This window comes from Undibacterium sp. Rencai35W, assembly GCF_049340185.1.
Lineage (GTDB): Bacteria > Pseudomonadota > Gammaproteobacteria > Burkholderiales > Burkholderiaceae_D > Undibacterium.
In genome coordinates this window covers 693,983-716,906 of the sequence record NZ_JBMPPC010000001.1, presented here as the reverse complement: position 1 = coordinate 716,906, position 22,924 = coordinate 693,983, and the positions used below count along the sequence as shown (strand labels likewise).

The following is a 22,924-nucleotide window of genomic DNA, read 5'->3' as shown; positions in this document are numbered from 1 at the left end:
AATGACCACCATTAGCATTCGGCTGGGGGAATTGGTCGATCGCTTCGGTGGTCAATTAATTGGTTCCCCCGATCTTTGTGTCACAGGCATTGCCCCTCTTAGCGATGCTGGCTCAGATCAGCTCAGTTTTCTCTCCAATTCAAAATTACGTGGACAGGTTGCTTTATCCAAGGCTGCGGCACTGATTGTGTGCGCTCAAGATCATACGGGTCTGGCAGACTCGTATTCTGGTGCATTCGTCCTCGTGGATAATCCCTACGTCCAATTCGCCCGCGTAGCGCAATATTTCGCCAGCTTACATGCGATTCCTCCTGAGACCGGCATTCATCCTGGTGCGTCAGTCAGTCCGTATGCTCACGTTGATCCGACAGCCTCGATTGGTTCTCACGCGACTATTGAAGCAGAGGCAGTAATCGGAGCGCATACCGTGATCGGTGCCGGTTGCTTTATCGGTCGGGGTGCCAGTGTTGATGCGCATAGCCTGATTCATCCTAATGTCACTATTTACGATTATTGTAGTATCGGGTTGCGCGCCATCGTACATTCAGGTGCAGTGATCGGTGCGGATGGATTTGGTTTTGCGAATGAACGTGGTAACTGGATCAAAATTCCGCAGACAGGGCGGGTTCTGATTGGCAATGATGTCGAAATCGGTGCCAATACAAGTATTGATCGTGGTGCCCTGGCAGATACGGTGATCGAAGATGGTGTAAAGCTCGATAATCAGATTCAGATCGGTCACAATTGCCATATCGGTGCACACACAGCCATGGCTGGCTGCGTCGGCGTTGCAGGGAGTGCCAGGATAGGCAAACATTGCACGTTTGGTGGCGCGGCGATGGTATTGGGACATTTGAATATTGTTGATAATGTCCATATCTCTTCCGGCAGCCTGGTCACCCGGTCGATTTTAGAGCCTGGTCAGTACACCGGTTTTTATCCATTGGCAAAAAACGCGGATTGGGAAAAAACAGCATCCATCGTGCGTAATTTAAGCAGCATGCGCGAAAAAATTCGACAATTAGAAAAAATAATTAAAACGCTCACAGAGAAGTCATCATGAATACCCTTGATATTAATCAGATTAAACAGTACCTCCCGCATCGTTATCCTATGTTGTTAGTTGATCGCGTTTTGGATTGGGAAAGCGGTAAACGCATTACAGCAATCAAGAACGTGACGGCGAATGAAGAGTTCTTCAACGGGCATTTTCCTAACAAGCCGGTCATGCCGGGTGTGCTGATGATAGAAGCGATGGCACAGACTGCGGCGATTCTTTCTTTCCTGACGATGGACCAAAAGCCGGATGAAAACACGATTGTGTACTTTCTGGGTATTGACGGCGCGCGCTTCAAGCGTCCGGTCGAGCCGGGTGACCAGTTGAAAATTGAAGTGGAAATTCTGCGTATCGCACGTGGCATCTGGAAGTACCAGGCGAAAGCGACCGTCGATGGTCAGTTGGCCGTAGAAGGCGAATTGATGTGCACGATGCGTTCCGCAACTGACGCAACAACGGCGGCATAAAATGTCTATCCATTCAACCGCACTGATTGATCCTAAGGCTCAACTCGACAGTACAGTTGAGGTTGGTGCTTATTCCATTATCGGGCCGCATGTCCGCATTGACTCCGGTACCAGGATCGGGCCACATGTTGTCATCGATGGTCATACGACGATCGGCAAAGATAATCATTTTCATGCGTATTCTTCGATCGGCGGACCGCCTCAGGATAAGAAATATGCAGGTGAAGTCACTTACCTTGAAATCGGCGACAGAAACCTGATCCGTGAGTTTTGTACTTTTAATTGCGGTACGGTGCAGGACAGGGCAGTTACGCGGGTTGGCAGTGATAACTGGTTTCTTGCCTATGTCCACATCGCACATGATTGCACTGTTGGCAACCATACGATTTTTTCAAATAATGCCGCTTTAGCAGGTCATGTCGAGGTCGGCGACTGGGTCATCATGAGCGGCTTTTCTGCCGTACATCAGTTTTGTAAAATTGGTGCTCATGCCTTCGTTGGTATGAATACCAGCCTGACCCAGGATGTGCCACCGTTCGTACTGTTGTCCGGTAATCCGGCACAAGCGCATGGTGTTAATCTGGAAGGCTTGAAACGTCGAGGCTTCAACCGTGAGCAGCTCAATGCGATTCGTCAATCCTACAAATTAATTTATAAATCAGGCTTGACACTCGAAGAAGCAAAATCTGCTCTTGAGCAGCAACAAGTGGGCATGGCCGATGAGGTTGCCGCGCAGGTCAAATCGATGCGCGACTTTCTTGATGCCTCTACACGCGGCATTGTCCGCTAAATTCAGCACGTGTCGACTCGCCCTATCATCGCGATGGTTGCCGGAGAAACTTCCGGCGATATGCTGGCTAACCGCATGCTATCTGGCTTACGACCAAAAATACCTGATGCTTTGATGCATGGAATTGGTGGCCCGCGGATGGCAGAATTTGGCTTTGTGAACGACTGGCCCATGGATAAGCTATCCGTGCGAGGTTTGTTTGAGGTGTTGGCGCATTACCGCGAAATCAGCGGCATACGCAAGCAATTGCGTGAGCAGCTACTGATTGAAAAGCCGGATATTTTCATTGGTGTAGATGCCCCAGATTTTAATCTCGACTTGGAGATCCAATTAAAGCAGGCAGGCATTCCGACCATGCATTACATCAGTCCATCAATCTGGGCATGGCGTGGTGCGCGGATAAAAAAAATTGCTGAAGCGGTTTCCCACATGCTGGTCGTATTCCCCTTCGAGGAGCAGATTTACCGCGATGCCGGGATTCCTGCAACCTATGTCGGCCATCCACTTGCGCAAGTGATTCCTTTGCACATTGATGTTGCTTCAGCGCGTGACGAGCTGGGCTTCCCTCATGATGCAAGGATAGTCACGATCTTGCCGGGTAGTCGTATTTCGGAAATCAAATACAATACTGTTGCGTTCATTTCGGCTGCAAAAATTCTTTGTGAACGCGATCCGCAATTGCAGATTGTCGTGCCGATGGCAGGTTCGAAACAGCGCAGTTATTACATTAAATTAGTTGTGCAGGCCAAACTTGAGGGCGTGCCGGTTTTGCTGATTGATGGTAAATCGCATGTGGCGATTGCCGCTGCAGATGCTGTCCTGGTCGCCTCTGGCACAGCCTCACTGGAAGTTGCATTATTTAAAAAACCGATGGTCATCGCCTACAAAATGATGGAGGCTTCATGGCAGATATTGCGCCACATGGGTTACCAGCCCTGGATAGGGTTGCCAAATATTCTTGAGCGTGACTTTGTCGTGCCGGAATTTTTGCAAAGTGCGGCGACTCCCGAAGCCTTAGCTGATGCGCTGTGGAAGCAATTGAACGACGCCAGCTTGTGTGATCGCCTCAAGCAACGCTTCACGGATATGCATCAGACGCTCTTGCGCGATACGGCGGAACTCTCTTCTAATGCAGTGCTCGATCTGATTGCACAAAGCAAAAAATAATCCACTCTCTGTTGATATGCTGACTTGCTCATTTTTGGATGCGCTGCATTGAGCAAGAGATTCGACTATGCTAGATCTTAGTAATTCCATTCAATTCAATTCAATCTCATCCATTGCTTTCTTATGTACATCGATTCTCATTGCCACATCAATTTCCCCGAACTCGCTGAGCGGATGCCTGAGATTATGGCGAAGATGGTCGAGAACGGTGTCACGCATGCCTTATGTGTTTCCGTCGATTTGCCGGATTTTCCGCAGGTGTTGGCTCTGGCTGAAGCCTATTCGCACATCTATGCGTCAGTTGGTGTGCATCCTGATTATGAAGATACGGAAGACCCAAGCGCGGAGCAATTACTTGCCTTGTCTCAGCATCCTAAAATTATTGCTATTGGTGAAACCGGACTTGATTACTTCCGACTTAAAGGTGATCTTGAGTGGCAGCGTGAGCGCTTCAGGCAGCATATTCGCGCGTCCAGACTTAGTCGCAAACCCTTGATCATCCACACCAGAGCCGCTTCCGAAGACACGATAAGAATTATGCAGGAAGAGGGCGCTGGCACGGATCAGGGTGGCGTTGCTGGCGTCATGCACTGCTTCACTGAATCACTTGAGGTGGCTGAGGCAGCGATTGCCATGGGGTTTTATATTTCCTTCTCCGGGATTTTGACATTTAAGAGTGCCAGGGATTTGCAGGCAGTCGCACGTGCCTTGCCTCTGGAACGTATCCTGATCGAGACGGATTCTCCTTACCTCGCGCCGGCACCCCATCGCGGCAAAATGAATGAGCCTGGCTTTGTCCGTCATGTAGGAGAATTTTTGGCAGACTTAAAAGGTATTCCGCTTAAGCAGGTACAGGAAGTGACCTCGTCCAATTTTTTCACATTATTCAATCTGTCCCATTGATCATTGCTAGTGATTACGCTATCTATGGACTTGTTCAAACCGTTTTTGCATTATTTTTCTCATCATTTACATAAGATATCGGTCTTTAAATTGATCGCTATGTTGGTGATTGTCGCAGGATGTAGCTTCATATCGCCCGCTTATGCTGACGCCTATGATGATTTGATCGTCGCAGTAAAATTTGATGACATCGACGTCGTTAATTCATTGCTGACTAAAGGCATTGATCCAAATTCAGTCGAAGCAACTCGTGGTGAGACCATCTTAATGCTGGCATTGCGCGAGCATTCTCAAAAGGTATTTGAAACGCTGCTAAAGCAGTCCGAGATTAAACTCGATGCTAGAGCTAATAATGGCGATACCGCAATCATGCTTGCCTGCTTTGAAGAGAATGCGCTGGCCGTCAAACAGCTCATTGATGCCGAGGCGCAAATTAACCAACCAGGCTGGACTGCCTTGCATTACGCTTCTGCTAAAGGCAATGTAGAGATCATCACCATCTTGCTCGATCAATCAGCTTATATCGATGCGGCGTCGCCCAATGGCACGACGCCGCTGATGATGTCTGTGCGTTCAGGCAAATTGGATGCAGTAAAATTTTTGCTGGATGAAGGTGCCGATGCGAATCTCAAAAATCAATTGGGAATGACTGCACTGGATTTCGCGATTGAGTTTGAGCAAAAAGAAATCGCAGACTTATTGACGTCTGCTATGAAAAAATAATTTTTCAGCTCAGTCATTTTTCAATCTGACGGCACACCCATGATTTATTTCATGAGTTATTACCGGGCCATTTTGCTATTCATTACATCCGGCCACGACCCGGCGTCAACCACCTGCAATCTGAACAAAAACGAGGTTGCCAATCGCATCGTCGCTATGGTAAAGTTCGCGCTTCGTCGTTATGGAGTTTTATCTGTGGATAGTTATAGTAGTCGATCTTATATCGACCACACCTTGGCACTGTAACTGCAGAACTCCTGTCGCTACTTTGCCAAATGCATGGCAAGTAGTGATGTCAATAGTTTCGAATTCAGCTTTAATATTATTGTGAATTCAGACTAATCTCTTCTCTACTTATCCCCAAATTGTTGCGTGTCATCACGCTGAAATGTCAATTCTGTATGTAGTTCACAGGACTACGTAAAACCAGATCTGCAGGCAGCTATCTTGTGTTGTTCAACATGAACGGCGCTCTTAGTCACTAACGGTTACCAGCGTTTTATGTAAGTTTTACCTAAGCTTTAGCAGTCTTAGCGAAAGCTTAGTTCAGAAGAATGACATTTGATTTACTTGCTTCTTATGCCATTTGCTTGAGGCTAGTCGATTAGATGATGCGCGTTTGTTCTTGATGACCGATGCTGATCGGTCTGGGAGGTAGTTTGTTCGAATTGTTTAATCCTCAAAAACGGCCATCTCTGGCTCAGGGTAAAGGGCCAAATCGCTGGGACTGGGCTTTGTTGCCGCTGGTGCTGGCACTGTTGATGGCCTTTGGCTTTGCAGCAATGCAAATGAGTCGCCCCTTCGTGGTCGGTGAAGTGCTACAGGTTTCGCTGGACCCCAGCTATCTGCCTTATTACCTGCTGCGTACCATTCTGCGTATGTTCACTGCGCTGGCTTTTTCACTTTTGTTCAGTCTGGTATTCGCTGCGATAGCAGTGAAATATGCCGCCGCTGAAAAATTCATGATTCCATTATTGGACATCTTGCAATCGGTCCCGATTCTTGGTTTTCAGGCGATTGCGATTGCTCCTTTTATTGCTTTATTCTCCGGTGATTTGCTTGGAGTCGAGTGTGCTGCGATTTTTGCGATCTTTACTTCGCAAGCCTGGAATATGGCCTTCAGCTTGTATCAATCAATCCGCAATGTGCCATCGGAATTGAATGAAGCCGCAAGGATTTTCAGGCTGTCTGGCTGGCAGCGCTTCTGGCGCCTAGAGTTGCCGTTTGCGATGCCAGGTTTGCTCTGGAATATGATGATGTCGATGTCGGGAGGCTGGTTTTTTCTGGTCGCGGCAGAGGCCATTTCGGTCGCCGGTCAGGATATTAAATTGCCTGGCATCGGCTCCTATATTGCGGTGGCGATCGAAGCGAAAAATGGCACGGCGATTGCGTGGGCGATTGCCGCGATGCTGACGGGGATTCTGCTATATGACCAGTTATTTTTCCGTCCTCTGCTGGCGTGGGCGGACAAGTTTCGCTTTGAAGAAAGTCAGGGCGACACCGCGCAACAGTCATGGCTGCTGGACTGGATGCGTAATAGCTATTGGTTCCGCGAATGGTCTGCGAATTTGTGGAAATTGCTAAGCCGCGCGCTGGGCTGGTTTAGCGTGCGGTATGACGGTACGTCTTCCAAGGCGAAGGAGCGAAATATACCTTCGTATTGGAATAAAGTTTGGGATGGTTTCCTGATACTTGCCTCCTTGCTGGCGGCGTATCGCTTATTGATTTTTATCCATAGTGATGTTGGCTGGTCAGAAGCCTTGCATGTTGTTGGTCTGGGCCTGATTACTCTGGTCAGGGTAATGCTCTTGATTGGTCTCGCTTCGCTGGTATGGGTGCCGATTGCTGTCTGGATAGGTTTGCGTCCGCAGTACTCGCAAAAGGTGCAGGCAGTAGCACAGTTTCTGGCTGCTTTTCCAGTTAATCTGATGTTTCCTATCGTGGTGTTTGCGATGGTCAGTTTTGATTTGACGCCGAATATCTGGCTCAGCCCTTTAATGGTATTTGGTACGCAGTGGTACATCTTGTTTAATGTGGTCGCTGGTGCCTCAACCATTCCGAATGAGCTGCGTCTGGCGGCGGACAATCTGGGTTTAAAAGGCTGGCTGAAATGGAAACGCGTGTATTTGCCAGCAGTTTTTCCTAGTTACATCACTGGCGCAATTACTGCCAGCGGTGGTTCCTGGAATGCGAGTATCGTCGCGGAATATGTGACCTGGGGTAAGACGACCTTAGTCGCGGATGGTTTGGGTAGCTATATCAAGCAAATGACGGAGGCGGGAGATTTTCACCGTATCGCCTTGGGTATCGGCGTGATGTGTATCTTCGTGATGTTATTAAATCGCTTTTTCTGGCGCAAACTATATTTGCTGGCCGAAGACCGTAGCCGCTAACGGCGGATGAAAGGCCGTGGCACAACTGCTGATGGTGCGCCAGGCCGCATGTGGAGAATAAAAAATGACGCAAAAATTATTGATCGACCTCAAGGACGTTGCCAAATCGTTTCGTGCTGCGGATGGTACCGCGCGCCTTGTGCTGGACAAGGTAGATTTTGAATTGAAAGAGGGCGAGATCGTCGCCTTGCTGGGTAAGTCCGGCTCGGGAAAATCAACCTTATTACGTATCATGGCAGGCTTGATTCCCGCCGATCATGGCAAGGTGGATTATCGCGATAAACCGATTTTTGGTCCTGTTGCCGGCATCGCGATGGTGTTTCAGTCTTTCGCCTTATTCCCATGGCTGACCGTGCAGCAGAATGTCGAGCTCGGCCTGGAAGCGCAGGGTGTGCCGTCTGACGAGCGCGAAATGCGTGCCGATGCCGTACTGGAGTTGATTGGCCTCGCTGGTTTTGGCGGCGCCTTGCCGCGCGAATTGTCCGGCGGGATGAAGCAGCGTGTCGGCATTGCCCGTGCGCTGGTGACCAATCCGGATATCTTGCTCATGGATGAGGCATTCTCCGCTCTTGACGTGCTGACGGGCGAAACCCTGCGTAACGATATGCTGGAGTTATGGGAAGAAAGTCGTATTCCGACCAAAGGTATTTTGATCGTATCGCACAATATCGAAGAGGCCGTGATGATGGCAGATCGCATCATCATTCTGTCCAGCGATCCTGGCAGTATACGCTGCGAGGTCAAGATCGATTTGCCTCGCCCGCGCGATGTCGAGTCGGTCGAAGTCCGCGCCTTGATCGATGAAGTGTACGGCCTGATGACTATGCGTCATGCGCAAGAAACCGTGACCGGCGTACCAATTTCCAAACATCTGGGATACCGCTTGCCAGAAACCGATGTCAGTCGTATCGAAGGCGTACTTGATTTGCTTGCCGATGCACCGTTCAACGGACGTGCCGACTTGCCACAGTTGTCAGAGGAAGCAGAAATTTCCGATGAAGACCTGTTCCCGACCTACGAAGCTCTGGGCTTATTAGGCCTGGCAGTGATCGAGAAAGGCGATATCAGTTTGACGCCATTAGGTCATCGTTATGTCGAAGCCGATCAGGCGCAGAAGCAAGAATTGTTTGGTCAACAGTTGCTGACGCATGTACCGCTGGCATCGCATATACGCCGCAATCTGGAGCAGGAAACGAACGGAAGTTTGCCGGAAGAACCTTTCCTCGAACTACTATCTGAATTCTTGAAAGCTGATGAAGCCAAGCGCGTGCTGGAAATCGCGATTGAGTGGGGACGTTATGGTGAAGTCTATGAGTATGATTACCACACAGGACGATTGACCTTGCCTGAGCCGGAAGAGGGCTGACCTGGTTTTTGGTTGGCAAGCTTCTGAATTGATGTGGTATCGAGTGCTCAATTTCTTTTGGCGGTACGATGTAATATTGAGACCTTCATTCGACATATGAATATACTCCCTTCTAGTATATTTTCATTGCCTATATAGATATTGCGGTAATAAGGCTATTTTTTATAAAAATATGGGGAGTATATGTGCTCTTGCCTTGTTTCAGACTATGCGCTGCAATGCGAAAAATATAGGATTGACATCAAATTGTTGTAAAATAGGCCACATCATATCCATAGTCATTGGTTGACTTCTGATGTCGATTACCTTTGTTTTTGCTCGCATAAACTATCCTCCACCGTGTCATTTACCTTCTCATTTTTATGAAAAAAATTCTTTCCTTTTGCGTTTTACTATTTAGCGTAAGCACCTGTTTTGCCGAGGATTACTTAGATGTCGTTACAAGCAAATCTTGTGCGTGTATCGACAAAATTCCAAGTAATGCCGATAAGAGAAACTTGAAGATGCAAATGGGCTTTTGCATGTTGGAAGCTTTTTCGAAAGACGATAAAGAAAAATTCAAAAAAGAATTCAATCTCGATTTTTATCAACTCGATAAAAACGGCGAAAAAATCGGCGCGATCGTTGGCATGAGGATGGCAACACAATGTCCTAAAACTGTGATGGCGATGGCGAATGCTGACAAACAAGCAGATGCCGATATGCTGAATGGTACGATCACCAAAATTGAAAAAGATAATTTCGCAGTTTTCTTCCTCAAAGATGGCGAAGGTAAAACAACGAAACTATATTGGCTAGGACCAGTGCAAACCACGATGGATTTGCCAACAATTTATCAAACCCTGGTAGGTAAGACAGTGGAAGTGCAATATGAGAATAAAGATATCTTTGATCCTAAAATTGGTGAGTATCGACAATTTAAAGTGATCACTAAACTCAAGTGATTTTTTACTCTCTGCCTGGCGTCTGTTTGGACAGCAAGCAGGGAGCAAGTAATTTTATTCGTAAAAATCATCGATGTATGCCTCGTACACATCTGACGTAGTTCAACAGTAATTCAACAAAAATCCCGACTTCCCGTTTGCAGCGATCCCAGCAGATGGGACATATCGACCAGACGCTTGGCGACCAGATGACGGACCTCTCCTTCGCATTGCCAGATGCCGTAGACGCCGAGTAGCGGTGCATTGAGTACTTCACGACGCTGCTTTTCTACCAGGCTTGGCCAGATAATCACATTGACTGGTCCAGTCTCGTCTTCGATGGTGATAAACAAAACGCCATTCGCTGTACCCGGTCGTTGTCGTACCGTAACGATGCCGCAGCCTCGTGCAAACTGACCTTGCTGAAAGGTATTGAGCATCTCCGCCGGTAAGAAGCGCTTGGCGAGCAGTTGTTGCCTTAGCAGTGCAACCGGATGACGCTGTAAGCTGAGTCCCATTGCCCGGTAGTCACTGACAATTTCCTGACTTTCGGTGGGGGCGGTCAGCGGTGGCATCTGTTCGGCAACGCTGACGACGCGTAACAAATCCTTATCTGGCACAGCGCCTGCTGCTTGCCACAAGGCTTGCCGGCGATGTCCTGACAAGACGGCCAAGGCATTGCTGGCCGCCAGTACCTGCAGATCCTGCCGGCTCAATTGCGCCCGGCGCGCGAGGTCGTTGACGTCGCTGAAGACAAGCTGCTTGCGCGCTTGGGTGATGCGTGTTGCGGTCTCTGCCGATATACCGGATAGCAGAGAGAAGCCCAGCCTGACTGCTGCTTGCTCTGTGTTGTTATACGGGTTGATACTGCGAGTACCGTGGGTATTCGCTTCTAAAGTGGAGTCCCATTCACTGATATTGATGTCAATCGCCAGAACCGTAACCTGATGTCGCCTGGCATCTTGTATCAACTGCGACGGGGAATAAAATCCCATTGGTTGAGAGTTCAGTAAGGCACATAAAAATACGGCAGGTTCATGACACTTGATCCAGCTGCTGGCATAGGCAAGCGAGGCAAAACTGCTGGAATGACTTTCAGGAAAGCCATATTCACCAAAGCCCAGCATCTGTTGAAAAATTGCTTCCGCAAATTCTTCTTCATAACCACGCCTGACCATCGTCTTCACGATGCGGTCATGATAACGCTGCAGACCGCCTTTACGCTTCCAGGCTGCCATGGCACGTCTTAACTCATCAGCTTCGCCCAGCGTGAACTCGGCAGCGATTACGGCAATTTGCATGACCTGTTCCTGAAAAATCGGAATTCCCAAGGTTCTGCCTAATGCTTCTCTGAGTTCTTCCTTTGGATAACTGACGGCTTCACGGTTTTTTCTGCGTTGTAAATACGGATGCACCATCCCGCCTTGTATCGGCCCGGGTCTGACGATCGCGACCTGAACTACAAGATCATAAAATACTCTGGGCCGTAAACGAGGCAGCATACTCATTTGCGCACGTGATTCAATTTGAAATACACCGACCGTATCGGCTTTGCAAATCATGTCGTAAGTGACCGGATCTTCACGCGGGATATCTTGCAAACGACTGGGGCGGCCAGGCAGGCTGGACATCAATACCAATGCACGCTTCAGCGCCGACAACATGCCGAGTGCCAGCACATCAACTTTTAGCAAACCTAAGGATTCCAGATCGTCTTTATCCCATTCAATGACGGAGCGATCTTTCATCGCGGCATTCTCTATCGGTACCAGTCGCGATAATTTGTCGCGCGAGATGATGAAGCCGCCAGTGTGCTGGGACAGGTGACGTGGGAAGCCGCGCAACTGACTGGCCAGACTTGCCCATTGTTGTGCGACGGGGCCTTCAGGATCTAAGCCGTTTTCAGCAAAACGCAGTAATAAATCCTGCTTCCCGTCAAACCAGCGATGCGATTTGGCGACCGTATCCACCAGTTCCAGATCAACACCGAGTGCTTTGCCTACTTCACGTAAAGCGCCACGTGAACGTATGGTATGTACCGCAGCCGCAATCGCCGTGCGGTCTCTGCCATATTTTTTATAGATATATTGAATCACTTCTTCACGTCGCTGATGTTCAAAGTCCACATCAATATCGGGTGGTTCGTTACGTTCTTTGGACAAAAAACGCTCAAACAACATCGTGCTGCTATCAGGATCAACTTCGGTGATGCCAAGGCAGTAACAGACGACAGAGTTCGCTGCCGAACCCCGCCCCTGGCAAAGAATCTTGATTGAACGTGCATACCGGACGATGTCATAGACCGTCAGAAAGTACGGCTCATAAGCCAGGTCATTAATCAGATGTAATTCGTAGTCGATGCGTTTTGCGACTTTGTCCGATACCCCATGAGGGAAGCGAGTTGCGGCGCCGAGTGCGACTTCTTGCTTGAGATAAGTTGCTGGCGTATGACCTTTGGGGACGAGCTCTTCGGGATATTCGTAGCGCAATTCCTTGAGGGAAAATTGGCATAGGCTGGCTATTTTGACAGACTCTGCTAATGCCGTTGCCGGATAAATATTCGCTAGTCGTAGTCGTGACCGCAAATGCTGTTCTGCATTCGGTGCAAGTGCATAGCCGCATTCGGCAACGGGCCGGCTGAGCCTGATTGCGGTCAATACGTCTTGTAATGGTTTGCGGGAACGTACATGCATACAGACATTGCCAGTTGCCACGACCGGTAGCTGGTATTGACGGGCAATCGAGGTAACAGTGTGGCGATGTATATCATCCATGGCCTGATATAACAAAGTGAGACTGATCCAGACACGCTGCGGAAAGGTTTTTTTCACCCACGCAGCTTGCTTCGCCAGCGTATCTGGGTTCGCCGGATAGTCAGGAACCAGCAGGATTAAGCAATCTGGCAAGCCTTGCAGGTGGGCGTATTCTGCTGGCGGATGACTAAAGTCTTCCTTTGTCATCAGGTAACTACCTTTACTAATGCGGGTTCGCGCCATTGTGATGAGTTCGGACAAGTTGCCGTAGCCCTCACGGTTTTGAGCCAGAGCGATCAGTGCTGGCGCAGGAATATGCGTATCCGCCACATCTTCTGCATCAGGCCCAGTCGTATCGGTTAGCTGAAAATACGATCCGATAATCAGATGCAGCGCGGTATCTTTAACAGCAACATGAGCGCGTACGACACCCGCAAGTGAACATTCATCCGTAATCGCCAACGCCTTGTAAGCGAGCTGCGCTGACCGCTGCGCCAGTTCTTCTGCATGCGAAGCACCATGCAAAAAACTGAAATTGGACTGGCAAAATAATTCGGCATACTCAGGCAAGGCATAGGCTGGCGCCGGATTGAACGGAGGTGTTGTCTGCATGATGTTTTATCCAAATAAACCATGCACAAACCAGCTGGCACCAGTATCTGACTGCTCGCCCAGACGCTCTCTATAAATCCAGTAACGAACATGACCAGGGTTTTCAGCAATAAAATAGTCGCGGGTCACGAGTTGTCCGTTCCACCAGCCAGCTTCTATCCGCTCGGCGCCAGATAATAGTTTTAAGGGGGCATGGTAATACGGTCGGTGATGACGGATCGTCAGGGGAAGTGCCTTCTCAAATAACCAGACCGGACGCGCTGCCTGATTGGGTATATTGGGTATTCGTGTCGACAAGGGTTGTGACTTTGAGGTGTTTTTCTTTTGTGCATGGACGACTGAGACCCAGGTATTGGCGACTTCTGGCCGGTGGTCCTCTTGCGGTGCGGCTTGCAGTACCTGATCATCGCCCAGCCGTGCGACCAATAGTTCCAGTAACCGGTGATGGTCTTCTGCATACGCTTTGGGCTCTGGAAAGAGGGTGGCATTTGCCACCTGTCTTGCCTGCACCTGGCTTGCTACAAGGCTGACGGCAATCGCCGGCGCGTGAAGGCAGGTTATTGCGAGTCTTTCTTTTAGCAATCTGAGCAAATGATCTTCACGCCAGACGGGTTCTGCCAGCTTGAGATTGAGATGCGTCGGTGCCATTGCCTGACGACCGCGTTCATGGTCGAGGTACAGATCAATTTGCGATACGGCGAGTTGCTTGACTGCCAGCCAGCCCATCAGTTGCATGAGCAGACTATGAATGAACGCCAGAATCATTTCTGCATGTTCAATTCTGTCGGGTAATTCCGTGTGGCTCCGGAATTGCAGCGGGACCGAGATCCATTCAAACAATGCGGCTTGATGACCATATGCCTGATCCATAAGATCAAGAATTTGTGTGCCACAGCGCCGCTTGAGTCCGGCGCGAGGCAGCGTTTGCAGAGATCCCAGCGTAGTGCAAGCGATGCCGTGCAACCATTCTAGCCAGGGCTGTGCTTCGGGTAGCAGGGCGACAGGTAATTGATCCAGACTTTGTTGAAGTTTTTTTAGTTTTAAAACACGCTTCAAAGTGCGCGTTTTTTGCAGATGAGATGTTCCCATCATTGTGCTGCGGGCCAGAAGCCACGCACCCATTGCGGTTGGAGCACAACTCAAAGAGATGCTGATCCCCATGACGCGCATGCTGTGTCGTATCAGATGGCATAAGCGGTGTATGCCACCAAACAGTCGCAGACTAGCGCCGACCTCCATCAGCAGGCAGTCATGCGCCGCATGGGTAACTTGTGGTGTGTATTGCAGTAAGGCTATCGCCACTTGCTCCAGACATCGCTGCTCTAAAACTGGCTGACGCGTATAAAGCATGACGTCTGGTAACAGCATTTGTACGCTGGCTTTTTTCATGGCGTGCTGAGCACCTGCTGCCAGCGCGCTGCAGGATGCGCAACTGATACGATTTTGTTCCAGTACGACCTCAGTCCCATCAGGAGTAATGCGCCAGTTCGGGCGAAATACTTCGAGCTGCAACAAAGGCAGATGTAGTGCGATCCATAGAGGTTTCATTCAATGCCTCAACAGGCGAAATAGGTAAATGTGAAAACAAGGACGGTAGCGCCAATAACAAAGGCTGTTCTCGCTGGACACCGCGCCGTTTAATGAATTGAATCTGTATGCCATCAATCACCGGCGTGAGATGCAAGCGCAAAGGTGCCGGTGAGGGCATCTCTGCACAGGTGCTGGGCCGCATCATAAAAAAAACGGTATCTCCGCTTTGTGCTGCCAGATGTAATCGTCTCAGAGCCTCATTGCGGATATGTGTTTGCCAGATTAAAAGTGCCGCGCAACTGCCGCTGCGCAAGACCTGTTCTGCCGCCCATAAGGCATCGCCTGGTCTTTTACAGTGTATCCAGAGACATTGTTTCAGCGGAATTCCGTAGGCGTGCAGGGCTAATAATTGTGGCTGATGTGGTGGTCGTATCAGCACAATGGTGCGCTCATCTGATTGCAGGAGCTGTGCCAGAGCCGGCTGCAAAAGACGCAATTCAGCGCTTCCATACTGCTTGAGTAGTAATTCATTTAATGAGCCGCGAGGCCAGCCACCGCCGGGTAATTCTTTCGATAAACTCGGAAAAGTGCTGTTGATACAGGCCGTCGTGCTACTGGCTAGTTGCGAGGCGCGCCATAAGGAAGGATGAATGTGATCGGGAGAGTCGGTAAACATAGAGGCTTCAATAAATACTGTATATATATTCAGTATAATATTTAAAGCGCTTATTTTTCAATAGCTTAGGAAAATACGAAAATAAATAAAATACTGATTGCATATACAGTATTTTGTGATAAAGTATGTTTTGTGGCATCCATTTGCAGTGTCTTGTATTGAGTTGTATTGGCAAATGTTGTGGCTCAGAAGAGTTAAGAGATTTATTTAGTCGATAAGTTATTGAACGAGACGTACAGATCAAACTTATTCATCGGATTTATTCATTTACTGATTGGGATATGATTCAACATGGCACACCTTGACAATTCATTTGACGGACAATTTAGCCTGCAAGTCGCACCAACTTCATTTTTAATGCGCTTGGGTAGTCGTGAGATTTTTGTATGTCGTGATTTCCGCCGACGCTACTACCATGTCAATCCTTTGATGGATTTTTCTACCGGTATCGAGGCGGGTCATCTGGAACTTTTGCTGTTCCGTAAATGGCTCATTATCTTTTCTAAGGCCAGATGGTAATTCGGTTGTTTCTAAGCTTCCTAAATGCTGGATAAGGTAAATAGTGGTTACTGGTATTTCGTCGTGTTTTGAGATATCTGGATGATCAAAAACGAAGTCTGCGTTCGCTTGGGTCAAATAATGGATCTGGTCCATTTTCTAATTTTTTGACAATCCCCGACTGATCAAAATAAACGGTCATCAAGGAATTCCAGACACCGCTTTCCTTGTATGGGTAAGACCAGGCTTCAAGCGCTACACGCGGGTAATAAGCTGTTTCTCCGGGAGCACCAATGAGCTTGATGACCGCATTTTTATCCATGGAACCTACTGTGATTTCAGCAAATTTTTGCAAAGTCAGTACTTGTTCATATGAAATAAGCCGCCCGTCATGATCGAAGCGGGCTATATGAGTTGCCTGCGCCATTCTGCCACGCATGTATTCCCATAGATGCTGGTCGCCGTCTTGATAAATATGTGTTGGCTTACCTAGTTCAAGTACGACTTCCTGTTCTGTTTGCCCAGTTTTTACGCTACTCAGACCGTAACTGACGCAGGACGTCAAACTCAAGGCAATGATTGAGATGAGACTGCTGGCAAGGAGGCGTGATAGTTTCATGGCAAGCGTTAGGTTTTGTTGAGATTCAAACGCATGCCAGACGCATCGCGTTTTTGTAGAGTTTTGCCACACGTTGTAATACCTGGCCATTACTTTATCGTAGCTGGCAAGGGCTTAGCGCTGGATTTCTCGGTTAAAGGATTTTTGCAAACGCTTCTATCCTAAACCTTATTCGTGAATGCGGTTGTCTATGCGGAAAAAGCGATGCTGCCACAATAATTCTCGGGCAAATCAAGCTGGTACGCAGACATGGTTTGTAACTTGATATGCCGCCCGGTAGCAACCGTATCTGACCATTCGCTTAATGCCATACCCGCACATTTATAGCGAGCTTCGAGCCTAGTCCATTCTTGTACAAAGCTCAGTCGCTGTTGTTGAGGCGTCAGGCTGCGTATCATCTGGTGGCGATCCGGGTCCAGATAAATACTCGCGATATCTTGCCATTCAAATGACTCTTTAGCCAAACTCTTGGTGTTGAGCAGGTCGATACCGACGCTGGAGTCCAGGCAAATTGCCGCTAATGATAAGCCTGCTTCATGACTGATCGATAAAGCAGCTTCATGACCTGAAAAAAAGAGTCGGGGCGCTGTGCCGGATGATGCCGCAATCTCAATGTCGCGTCTGTCGATTTGATAGCATTGCTGAATCAAGGTAATGATTGCAGACCGTATTTGTTGTCTTGCTATTGTACGATCTTGGGTATTGCCAGTAGAGATGGCTATGACGACATACCCGTTTAATCGCAATGCGGTACTTGCTTCTTCCAAGTGCTCAGGCGAATAAAATACCGGTATAGGTACCGGTATTGGCGTGAGAAGTAATGAGGCAGGCATTACTTTGGTAGCGATGAACTAGTTCGCGATTGCGGCAGGGCAACCGCGCCAGCTGGATTTTGCGGGAATAAATTCTCCCTTCATGACCAGCGTCAGAGCACCAAGCTGCGCATCATCACCGACAACTGCGCTGTAAAGTACCGAACTTCGCGGCCCCATATAAACGCGCTCACCGATGATCACTTCATCGATCTTCATGACGCGATCTTCAAACAGATGGGTTTGCGGGCAACAAAGAGCGTTAATTTCGCTATAAGCACCGATGCTGGCACAATCAAATTCAGTAATATCTGTCGTATCAAGATAAACACCGCGTCCGATTTTACAACCCAGTAATCTGAACGCCAACGGCAACCAAGGTGTGCCACGCAGATAACGCATGAAGTTAGGAACAGCGATACCTTCATATAAATTCGTAATACCTTCAGACAGCCAGACAAAGGATGTCCACATTGGTACGCTACTTTTTTTATAGCGGAAAATGAAGACCCATTTGAGTACCAGAACGAAGCCAAAACTGCCGATGCCGTACCACAATCCAGCAATAGATAAATAATAAGCGACTTCATCCCAGCGATCATCACCTGCCAGTGGCATGAGATCTAATACGATCGTATAGCCAACGGCAATGACCATCGCATGCGGTGCAATAATTCTGAATGCTTCAATCAGTCCGCGACCTAGCCTGCGCATAAGGGAAGGGTGGAAGGTAAGTTCTTCAGGAAAGCCTTTTACTTCCTCACGTGCAGGTAAATGGATGGGAGGGGAACCCAGCCAGGTATCACCTTCATGCATCTGACTATTCTTTGGCGCACTAGTATGGACGCCGATCAGTACATTCTCAGGCAGGATCGTGCCATCGGGAATGTAGGCGCCATTGCCGACAAAGCTGCGTCGCGAAATGATGGTCGGTTGCATGCTCATCCAGCCGCCATCAATCTCCTCATCACCCAGCAACACGGCATCGGCAATAAACGTCTCGTCGCCCAGCGTCAGCATATCCGGTACCACGCCGAGAGCCGTGGAGATTTCAGCACCACGCCCGACTTTTGCGCCAAGTAAGCGATACCAGTAAGGCGCATAGACCGTGGCATATACCCCGTGCAAGACGTTCAGGCTAGATTCCTGAATCTGGTTCACCAGCCATTTACCGCAGTAGGTATTGCCATGTACGGGATAACTGCCAGGTTTTAATTTAGGCAAAATACTCCAGCGTATACCCGCAGAAAGTAAGGCGGTGCAGACAATCAATACGGCCGTAGCCGGAAACGCGAGGATGAAATATTTAACGAGTTGAAACGAGAGACTTGTGTTTTGCAACCAAGCTAAACCATCGATATTGTCGATCCAGTCTATCGTAATAAAACTTGGAAACACTGGCAGAAAAAATAAAGCGGTAATGAGCAAACTACCCATAATAAAAAAAATGGCCTCACTAAAGAAGCGCAGAGTCGAGACCTCAGGACGCGGTGGCTGCGATGCGTGGTCAAAGGCACCGGCATCTGCGGCCGGTGAGCCGCGCCATACTCTGTTAGCCGGGACTGATTGACCTTCGCTGAGTGCTGACTGTCCTTCAAGATGGGCAAATTCACCAAGTGATGTACCACCTTCAAGCACAGAATAAGAGCCGACATAGGCTTCATTCGCGAGGGTAATCTGACCTAGACGAAGCTCACCATGCTGTACTCTGGCGTTTTCAAAATTACAGGCATTGCCGATACTGACGCCATCACCAATCTGTAATAAATCCGGTGAGCGCAAGGTCATTGAGCCGATATTCACATCCTTGCCGATTTTGGCACCTAAAGCCCGCAACCACCACGCATACATCGAGGAGCCACTCAACATATACGTCGGCGCAGCCTCGACCAGACGGTCCGCCAGCCACCAGCGGTAATAAGTCAGCCCCCATAACGGATACTGACCCGGTTTTAAGCGTCCTGCGATGAGCCATTTACCTGCGATGGCAATCGCAAACTCCAGCAAGGTCAGCAACAGGAAGGCCGCAACCGATAACAGCGTCGCACGCACAATCGAGTCGCCAGGCTCACCGGTAAAGAAGTGATAGGCAAAGAAGGGGGCCAGCCATTGCACCATCCGCATCGCAACCAGGAATGGAATCATCGCAGCCTGCGCGATACCACAAACCCAGCGCTTCACATCCGATGGCTGAGTCCAGGCAATATGGGCACTGGTTGTCGTAATCGCACCAGCCAGCATAACGGCGGCAATCGCACCGACTTGTCTTGATTGATAGATGTCACTGATTTTGAAATAAGCAAAGCGGGCATCTGCACGCAGCAAGGACACCAGGCGAGCTGCCATCAAAGAATGTCCCCCTAGTTCAGAGAAGAAATCTGCTTCGCGACGTATCGCTTGCCCGGGAAATAACTTAGTTAATGCAGCGAATAAAACTTCTTCGGCTGGATTGTCGGGAATATCCGATTCTGCTGAGTTGACAGCTACGCTAAGAGGCGTTGCTTTCAAGGTTTTTCTATCGATTTTGCCTGAGGTGAGGCGAGGCATCTCGTTTAAAAACTCAAAGCGCGTCGGTACCATATAGGATGGCAAGACTGCCAGTAACGCATGGCGTAAGTTCGCAATACTGATTTCTTTACTGAGTTCTTTGCTTGTATCGTTAACGATGAAGGCGATCAGCTGATCTACACCTTGTTCAGAACGCAGAATAACGGCGACCGTACCAACACCTGGCTGTTGCGCCAGCACGGCTTCAATTTCACCTAGCTCAACTCTGAAACCACGTATTTTCACCTGATCATCGGCACGTCCCAGACATTGCACAGAGCCGTCTTCACCGATACGGGCAAGATCACCGGTGCGATATAGACGCGCATCGATATCTTGTCTGGCCCATGGATTAGAGATGAATTTTTCGGCCGTTAAATCTGGTCTGCCTAGATAGCCATCCGAGACACCGGGGCCAAAAATACATAACTCACCTGTTTCACCGCGAGGCAATAGCCGGATACCTTTTTCAACGTCGGCATCAATGACGAGCAAACCATAATTGGGTAAAGGATGACCAATCGTCACTGGCTGATTTGCCTGTAGTCTTGCCAGGCTCGCTGAAACGGTAGCTTCAGTCGGGCCATAGGTATTGAACATCTGCCGGCCAGGTTTAGACCATTTTGCGACCAAGCTCTCCGGACACATCTCGCCGCCGAGATTGATAATGCGCAAGCCAGGTACATCAATGGCAAACAGGGCTAGCAAAGTGGGTACGGCATGTAATACCGTAACGTGATGATCGATCAGGGCCTGCGGTAGTGCTTCAGGATCAACCGCCACCTCTTTGGGCGCAATCCATAAGCTTGCTCCAACCAGATAACTTATCCAAATTTCTTCAAACGACATATCAAAGGCGACAGAAAACCCCTGATAAACGCGATCATTTTGCGTAATGCCAAGCACCTGATTTTCGCTACGCAGAAAATGGCAGATGCTGCCTTGTGTAATCGAGATGCCTTTAGGCTTGCCGGTTGATCCTGAGGTGTAAATTACATACGCAGGATCACCGGGCGTGGTACCGAACCGTTGCTGCAATCCCTCTTGCGGGATCTGCGATAATTGAATGTCAGTCCAGACGGCACAGCTTAGCTCGCTAAGCTGCCCGGATTGTGTATCACTAGTGAGAATACCAAATGCCTTTGCGTCCTCAAGACAAATCGCGATTCTCTCAACGGGCACATCGATGTCAAATGGTAGCCATGCCGCGCCTGATTTTGCGATTCCGGCTTGCAATACCAGCAGTTCAATGCCGCGAGGTAGCCATAAACCCAGAATATGTCCCGGTCTGACACCTGCACTGATCAGATGTGAGGCGACGATATCGGCTCTGGTATTTAATTCGCGATAGGTCATCCGCTCATTCGCAAACTGAAGTGCAACCTGGTCGGGTGACCTGTGTGCTGTCGCCTCCAGCAAATCTGCCAGAGTTTCTTGACGAATTAATTCGGGTGCGTCGCTGCCGTAAAGAATGGCGGAAATAGGATCATTGTCAGGAATGGGATTGACATTGATCATGTCAGATGCTTCAGTGATACGGTGCTCAGGCATAAATCGCAATGCAAAATTAAGGGTGAAGTAGTTTGAATTTTTATAATCTTCTTGTTGTACAGTTTATCACTCGTCAGAGACAAAAACGTGACAATTTGTACGATTACCTGAATGTGTACGCAGAGAATTGGCCCCTTAATACATTTGATCGTCATATAGGCTTAAACATAGCGGATCAATAAGCCGAACAGGGCGCAGGCTGCAATGACATGAATAAGGTTTTGCTTGTATTTAAAAAGGGCAATCGCCGCCGCTAAAGCAATAAGTGCGACAATCCAGTCAAAAGCTCCCTGGATTCCTTTTGGCCAGAGCACGTGATAACCAAAAAATATCGCTAGATTTAAGATTACACCAACTACCGCTGCCGTAATAGCGGTCAATGGTGCCGTGAGTTTTAAGTCATTGTGAGTGGACTCGATTAAGGGGCCGCCAGCCAGAATGAAAATAAAGGAAGGCAAAAAAGTGAACCAGGTCACCAGGCCAGCGCCCAGCGCACCTGCCAGAAAGGGGAACTCTGGTCCCACTAACTGCTGCAGATAAGCACCGATGAATCCCACATATGCCACGATCATGATGAGTGGTCCCGGTGTCGTCTCACCTAAGGCCAGTCCATCCATCATTTGCGCAGGGCTAAGCCAGCCATAGTGTTCTACCGCTCCTTGATAAACATAGGGCAAAACGGCATAGGCGCCGCCAAATGTCAGTAATGCGGCTTTGGTAAAAAACCATGCCATTTGTGTGTAAGCATGCTCCCAACCTAATTGACGCCATAACCAACCTATGGGTAGCAGCCACAAAACGGCACCTACAAACAGGACTTTACTCAGGCGGAACCAGCTAAATGTTGCGTGTGGCGGCGTTGGTGTATCGTCGTCAATCAGGACAGGCCTCAATGGTCGCTTTGCCGCAGCATGTCCTCCGCCAGTTTGAAAAAAATCAGGCAGGTATCGTCCGCCAAGATAGCCAATGAGTGCGGCACTCATGACGATCAGGGGGAAAGGTGTGTTGAGCCCGAAGATCGCGACAAAAGAGGCTGCAGCAATACCCCATAAAATTTTATTCTTTAAGGCGCGCGATCCTATCCTATGTGCTGCCTGCAAGACAATCGCCGTTACTGCGGGTTTAATCCCATAAAACAAACCAGCGACCAGAGGCAAATTACCAAACGCCACATAAATCCAGGACAAGCCAATCAAAATGAAAAGCGACGGCAGTATAAATAAAACTCCTGCAACTACGCCACCCCAGGTTCTATGCATCAGCCAGCCGATATAGGTTGCGAGTTGCTGAGCCTCAGGTCCAGGCAGTACCATGCAGTAATTTAAGGCGTGCAAAAACCGCCGTTCACTAATCCAACGACGATTTTCAACAAGTTCCTGATGCATGATGGAGATCTGCCCGGCGGGGCCGCCGAAGCTAATGAACCCGAGCTTCAGCCAGAATTTAAATGCATGCCAAAAACTCACAGGCAAAGGCAGATCAATTTCATTGGCATTCACAGGTAGTTCAGGATAGTCCAATGATTTGGCTCCTTAAT

General features: G+C 48.9%; 17 protein-coding genes. 10 read left to right on the top strand and 7 right to left on the bottom strand.

Annotated features, from left to right (window positions below):
* The first annotated feature begins 10 nt into the window (after positions 1-10).
* The 9 genes from lpxD (at position 11) to ACO0K3_RS03170 (ending at position 9,810) form a co-directional block, all read left to right on the top strand.
* Positions 11-1,063, top strand: coding sequence for a UDP-3-O-(3-hydroxymyristoyl)glucosamine N-acyltransferase (lpxD, locus tag ACO0K3_RS03210; protein WP_422982113.1), 1,053 nt, complete (start codon positions 11-13; stop codon positions 1,061-1,063).
* Positions 1,060-1,524 carry a 3-hydroxyacyl-ACP dehydratase FabZ gene (gene fabZ / locus ACO0K3_RS03205; RefSeq protein WP_422956718.1) on the top strand — a complete coding sequence of 155 codons (465 nt, stop codon included), beginning with the start codon at positions 1,060-1,062 and terminating at the stop codon, positions 1,522-1,524. Before lpxD ends, fabZ begins: the two co-directional genes overlap by 4 nt.
* 1 nt (position 1,525) lies before the next feature.
* Positions 1,526-2,314 carry an acyl-ACP--UDP-N-acetylglucosamine O-acyltransferase gene (gene lpxA / locus ACO0K3_RS03200; RefSeq protein WP_422981815.1) on the top strand — a complete coding sequence of 263 codons (789 nt, stop codon included), beginning with the start codon at positions 1,526-1,528 and terminating at the stop codon, positions 2,312-2,314.
* On the top strand, positions 2,315-3,481 hold the full coding sequence (lpxB, locus tag ACO0K3_RS03195; RefSeq protein ID WP_422982111.1) for a lipid-A-disaccharide synthase: 1,167 nt from the start codon (positions 2,315-2,317) through the stop codon (positions 3,479-3,481). It abuts the gene before it with no gap.
* A gap of 123 nt (positions 3,482-3,604) precedes the next feature.
* The gene (locus tag ACO0K3_RS03190) at positions 3,605-4,384 is read left to right on the top strand and encodes a TatD family hydrolase (protein WP_422981813.1); all 780 of its coding nucleotides are present in this window, start codon (positions 3,605-3,607) and stop codon (positions 4,382-4,384) included.
* A 99-nt stretch (positions 4,385-4,483) separates the two neighbouring features.
* Entirely contained in the window at positions 4,484-5,107 is a 624-nt protein-coding gene (locus tag ACO0K3_RS03185) for an ankyrin repeat domain-containing protein (protein WP_422981811.1), read from the top strand.
* A 659-nt stretch (positions 5,108-5,766) separates the two neighbouring features.
* Complete coding sequence (locus tag ACO0K3_RS03180; protein WP_422982109.1) at positions 5,767-7,500, top strand: ABC transporter permease; 1,734 nt, start codon at positions 5,767-5,769, stop codon at positions 7,498-7,500.
* Positions 7,501-7,564: 64 nt separating this feature from the next.
* Positions 7,565-8,866, top strand: coding sequence for an AAA-associated domain-containing protein (locus ACO0K3_RS03175; RefSeq protein ID WP_422981809.1), 1,302 nt, complete (start codon positions 7,565-7,567; stop codon positions 8,864-8,866).
* A gap of 362 nt (positions 8,867-9,228) precedes the next feature.
* The gene (locus tag ACO0K3_RS03170; RefSeq protein ID WP_422981807.1) at positions 9,229-9,810 is read left to right on the top strand and encodes a hypothetical protein; all 582 of its coding nucleotides are present in this window, start codon (positions 9,229-9,231) and stop codon (positions 9,808-9,810) included.
* Between the two features lie 113 nt (positions 9,811-9,923).
* Here the strand turns inward: ACO0K3_RS03170 and ACO0K3_RS03165 are convergent, their stop codons facing one another.
* Genes ACO0K3_RS03165 through imuA form a run of 3 tightly spaced genes read right to left on the bottom strand, consistent with a single transcriptional unit; the run spans position 9,924 to position 15,360 of the window.
* Positions 9,924-13,154, bottom strand: coding sequence for an error-prone DNA polymerase (locus ACO0K3_RS03165; RefSeq protein WP_422981805.1), 3,231 nt, complete (start codon positions 13,152-13,154; stop codon positions 9,924-9,926).
* A 6-nt stretch (positions 13,155-13,160) separates the two neighbouring features.
* Positions 13,161-14,702, bottom strand: coding sequence for a Y-family DNA polymerase (locus ACO0K3_RS03160; protein ID WP_422981803.1), 1,542 nt, complete (start codon positions 14,700-14,702; stop codon positions 13,161-13,163).
* Positions 14,623-15,360 (bottom strand): translesion DNA synthesis-associated protein ImuA, encoded by a 738-nt coding sequence (gene imuA / locus ACO0K3_RS03155; RefSeq protein WP_422981801.1) that lies wholly within the window; start codon positions 15,358-15,360, stop codon positions 14,623-14,625. The genes ACO0K3_RS03160 and imuA overlap by 80 nt, the downstream gene beginning before the upstream one ends.
* A 291-nt stretch (positions 15,361-15,651) precedes the next feature.
* On the opposite strand from imuA, the gene ACO0K3_RS03150 reads away from it, so the two are divergent.
* On the top strand, positions 15,652-15,879 hold the full coding sequence (locus ACO0K3_RS03150) for a hypothetical protein (protein WP_422981799.1): 228 nt from the start codon (positions 15,652-15,654) through the stop codon (positions 15,877-15,879).
* 85 nt (positions 15,880-15,964) lie between these two features.
* Here ACO0K3_RS03150 and ACO0K3_RS03145 read toward each other — a convergent pair whose 3' ends face one another.
* The 4 genes from ACO0K3_RS03145 to chrA all read right to left on the bottom strand — a co-directional run bounded on the left by ACO0K3_RS03145 (position 15,965) and on the right by chrA (position 22,907).
* Positions 15,965-16,567, bottom strand: a complete 603-nt coding sequence (locus ACO0K3_RS03145) for a hypothetical protein (RefSeq protein ID WP_422981797.1) — start codon at positions 16,565-16,567, stop codon at positions 15,965-15,967.
* A gap of 98 nt (positions 16,568-16,665) precedes the next feature.
* Positions 16,666-17,310, bottom strand: coding sequence for a 4'-phosphopantetheinyl transferase family protein (locus ACO0K3_RS03140; protein WP_422981795.1), 645 nt, complete (start codon positions 17,308-17,310; stop codon positions 16,666-16,668).
* 18 nt (positions 17,311-17,328) lie between these two features.
* Entirely contained in the window at positions 17,329-21,354 is a 4,026-nt protein-coding gene (locus tag ACO0K3_RS03135; protein WP_422982107.1) for a Pls/PosA family non-ribosomal peptide synthetase, read from the bottom strand.
* Between the two features lie 194 nt (positions 21,355-21,548).
* Positions 21,549-22,907: a chromate efflux transporter gene (chrA, locus tag ACO0K3_RS03130; RefSeq protein ID WP_422981793.1), complete on the bottom strand. Its 1,359-nt coding sequence runs from the start codon at positions 22,905-22,907 to the stop codon at positions 21,549-21,551.
* Between the last annotated feature and the right edge of the window lie 17 nt (positions 22,908-22,924).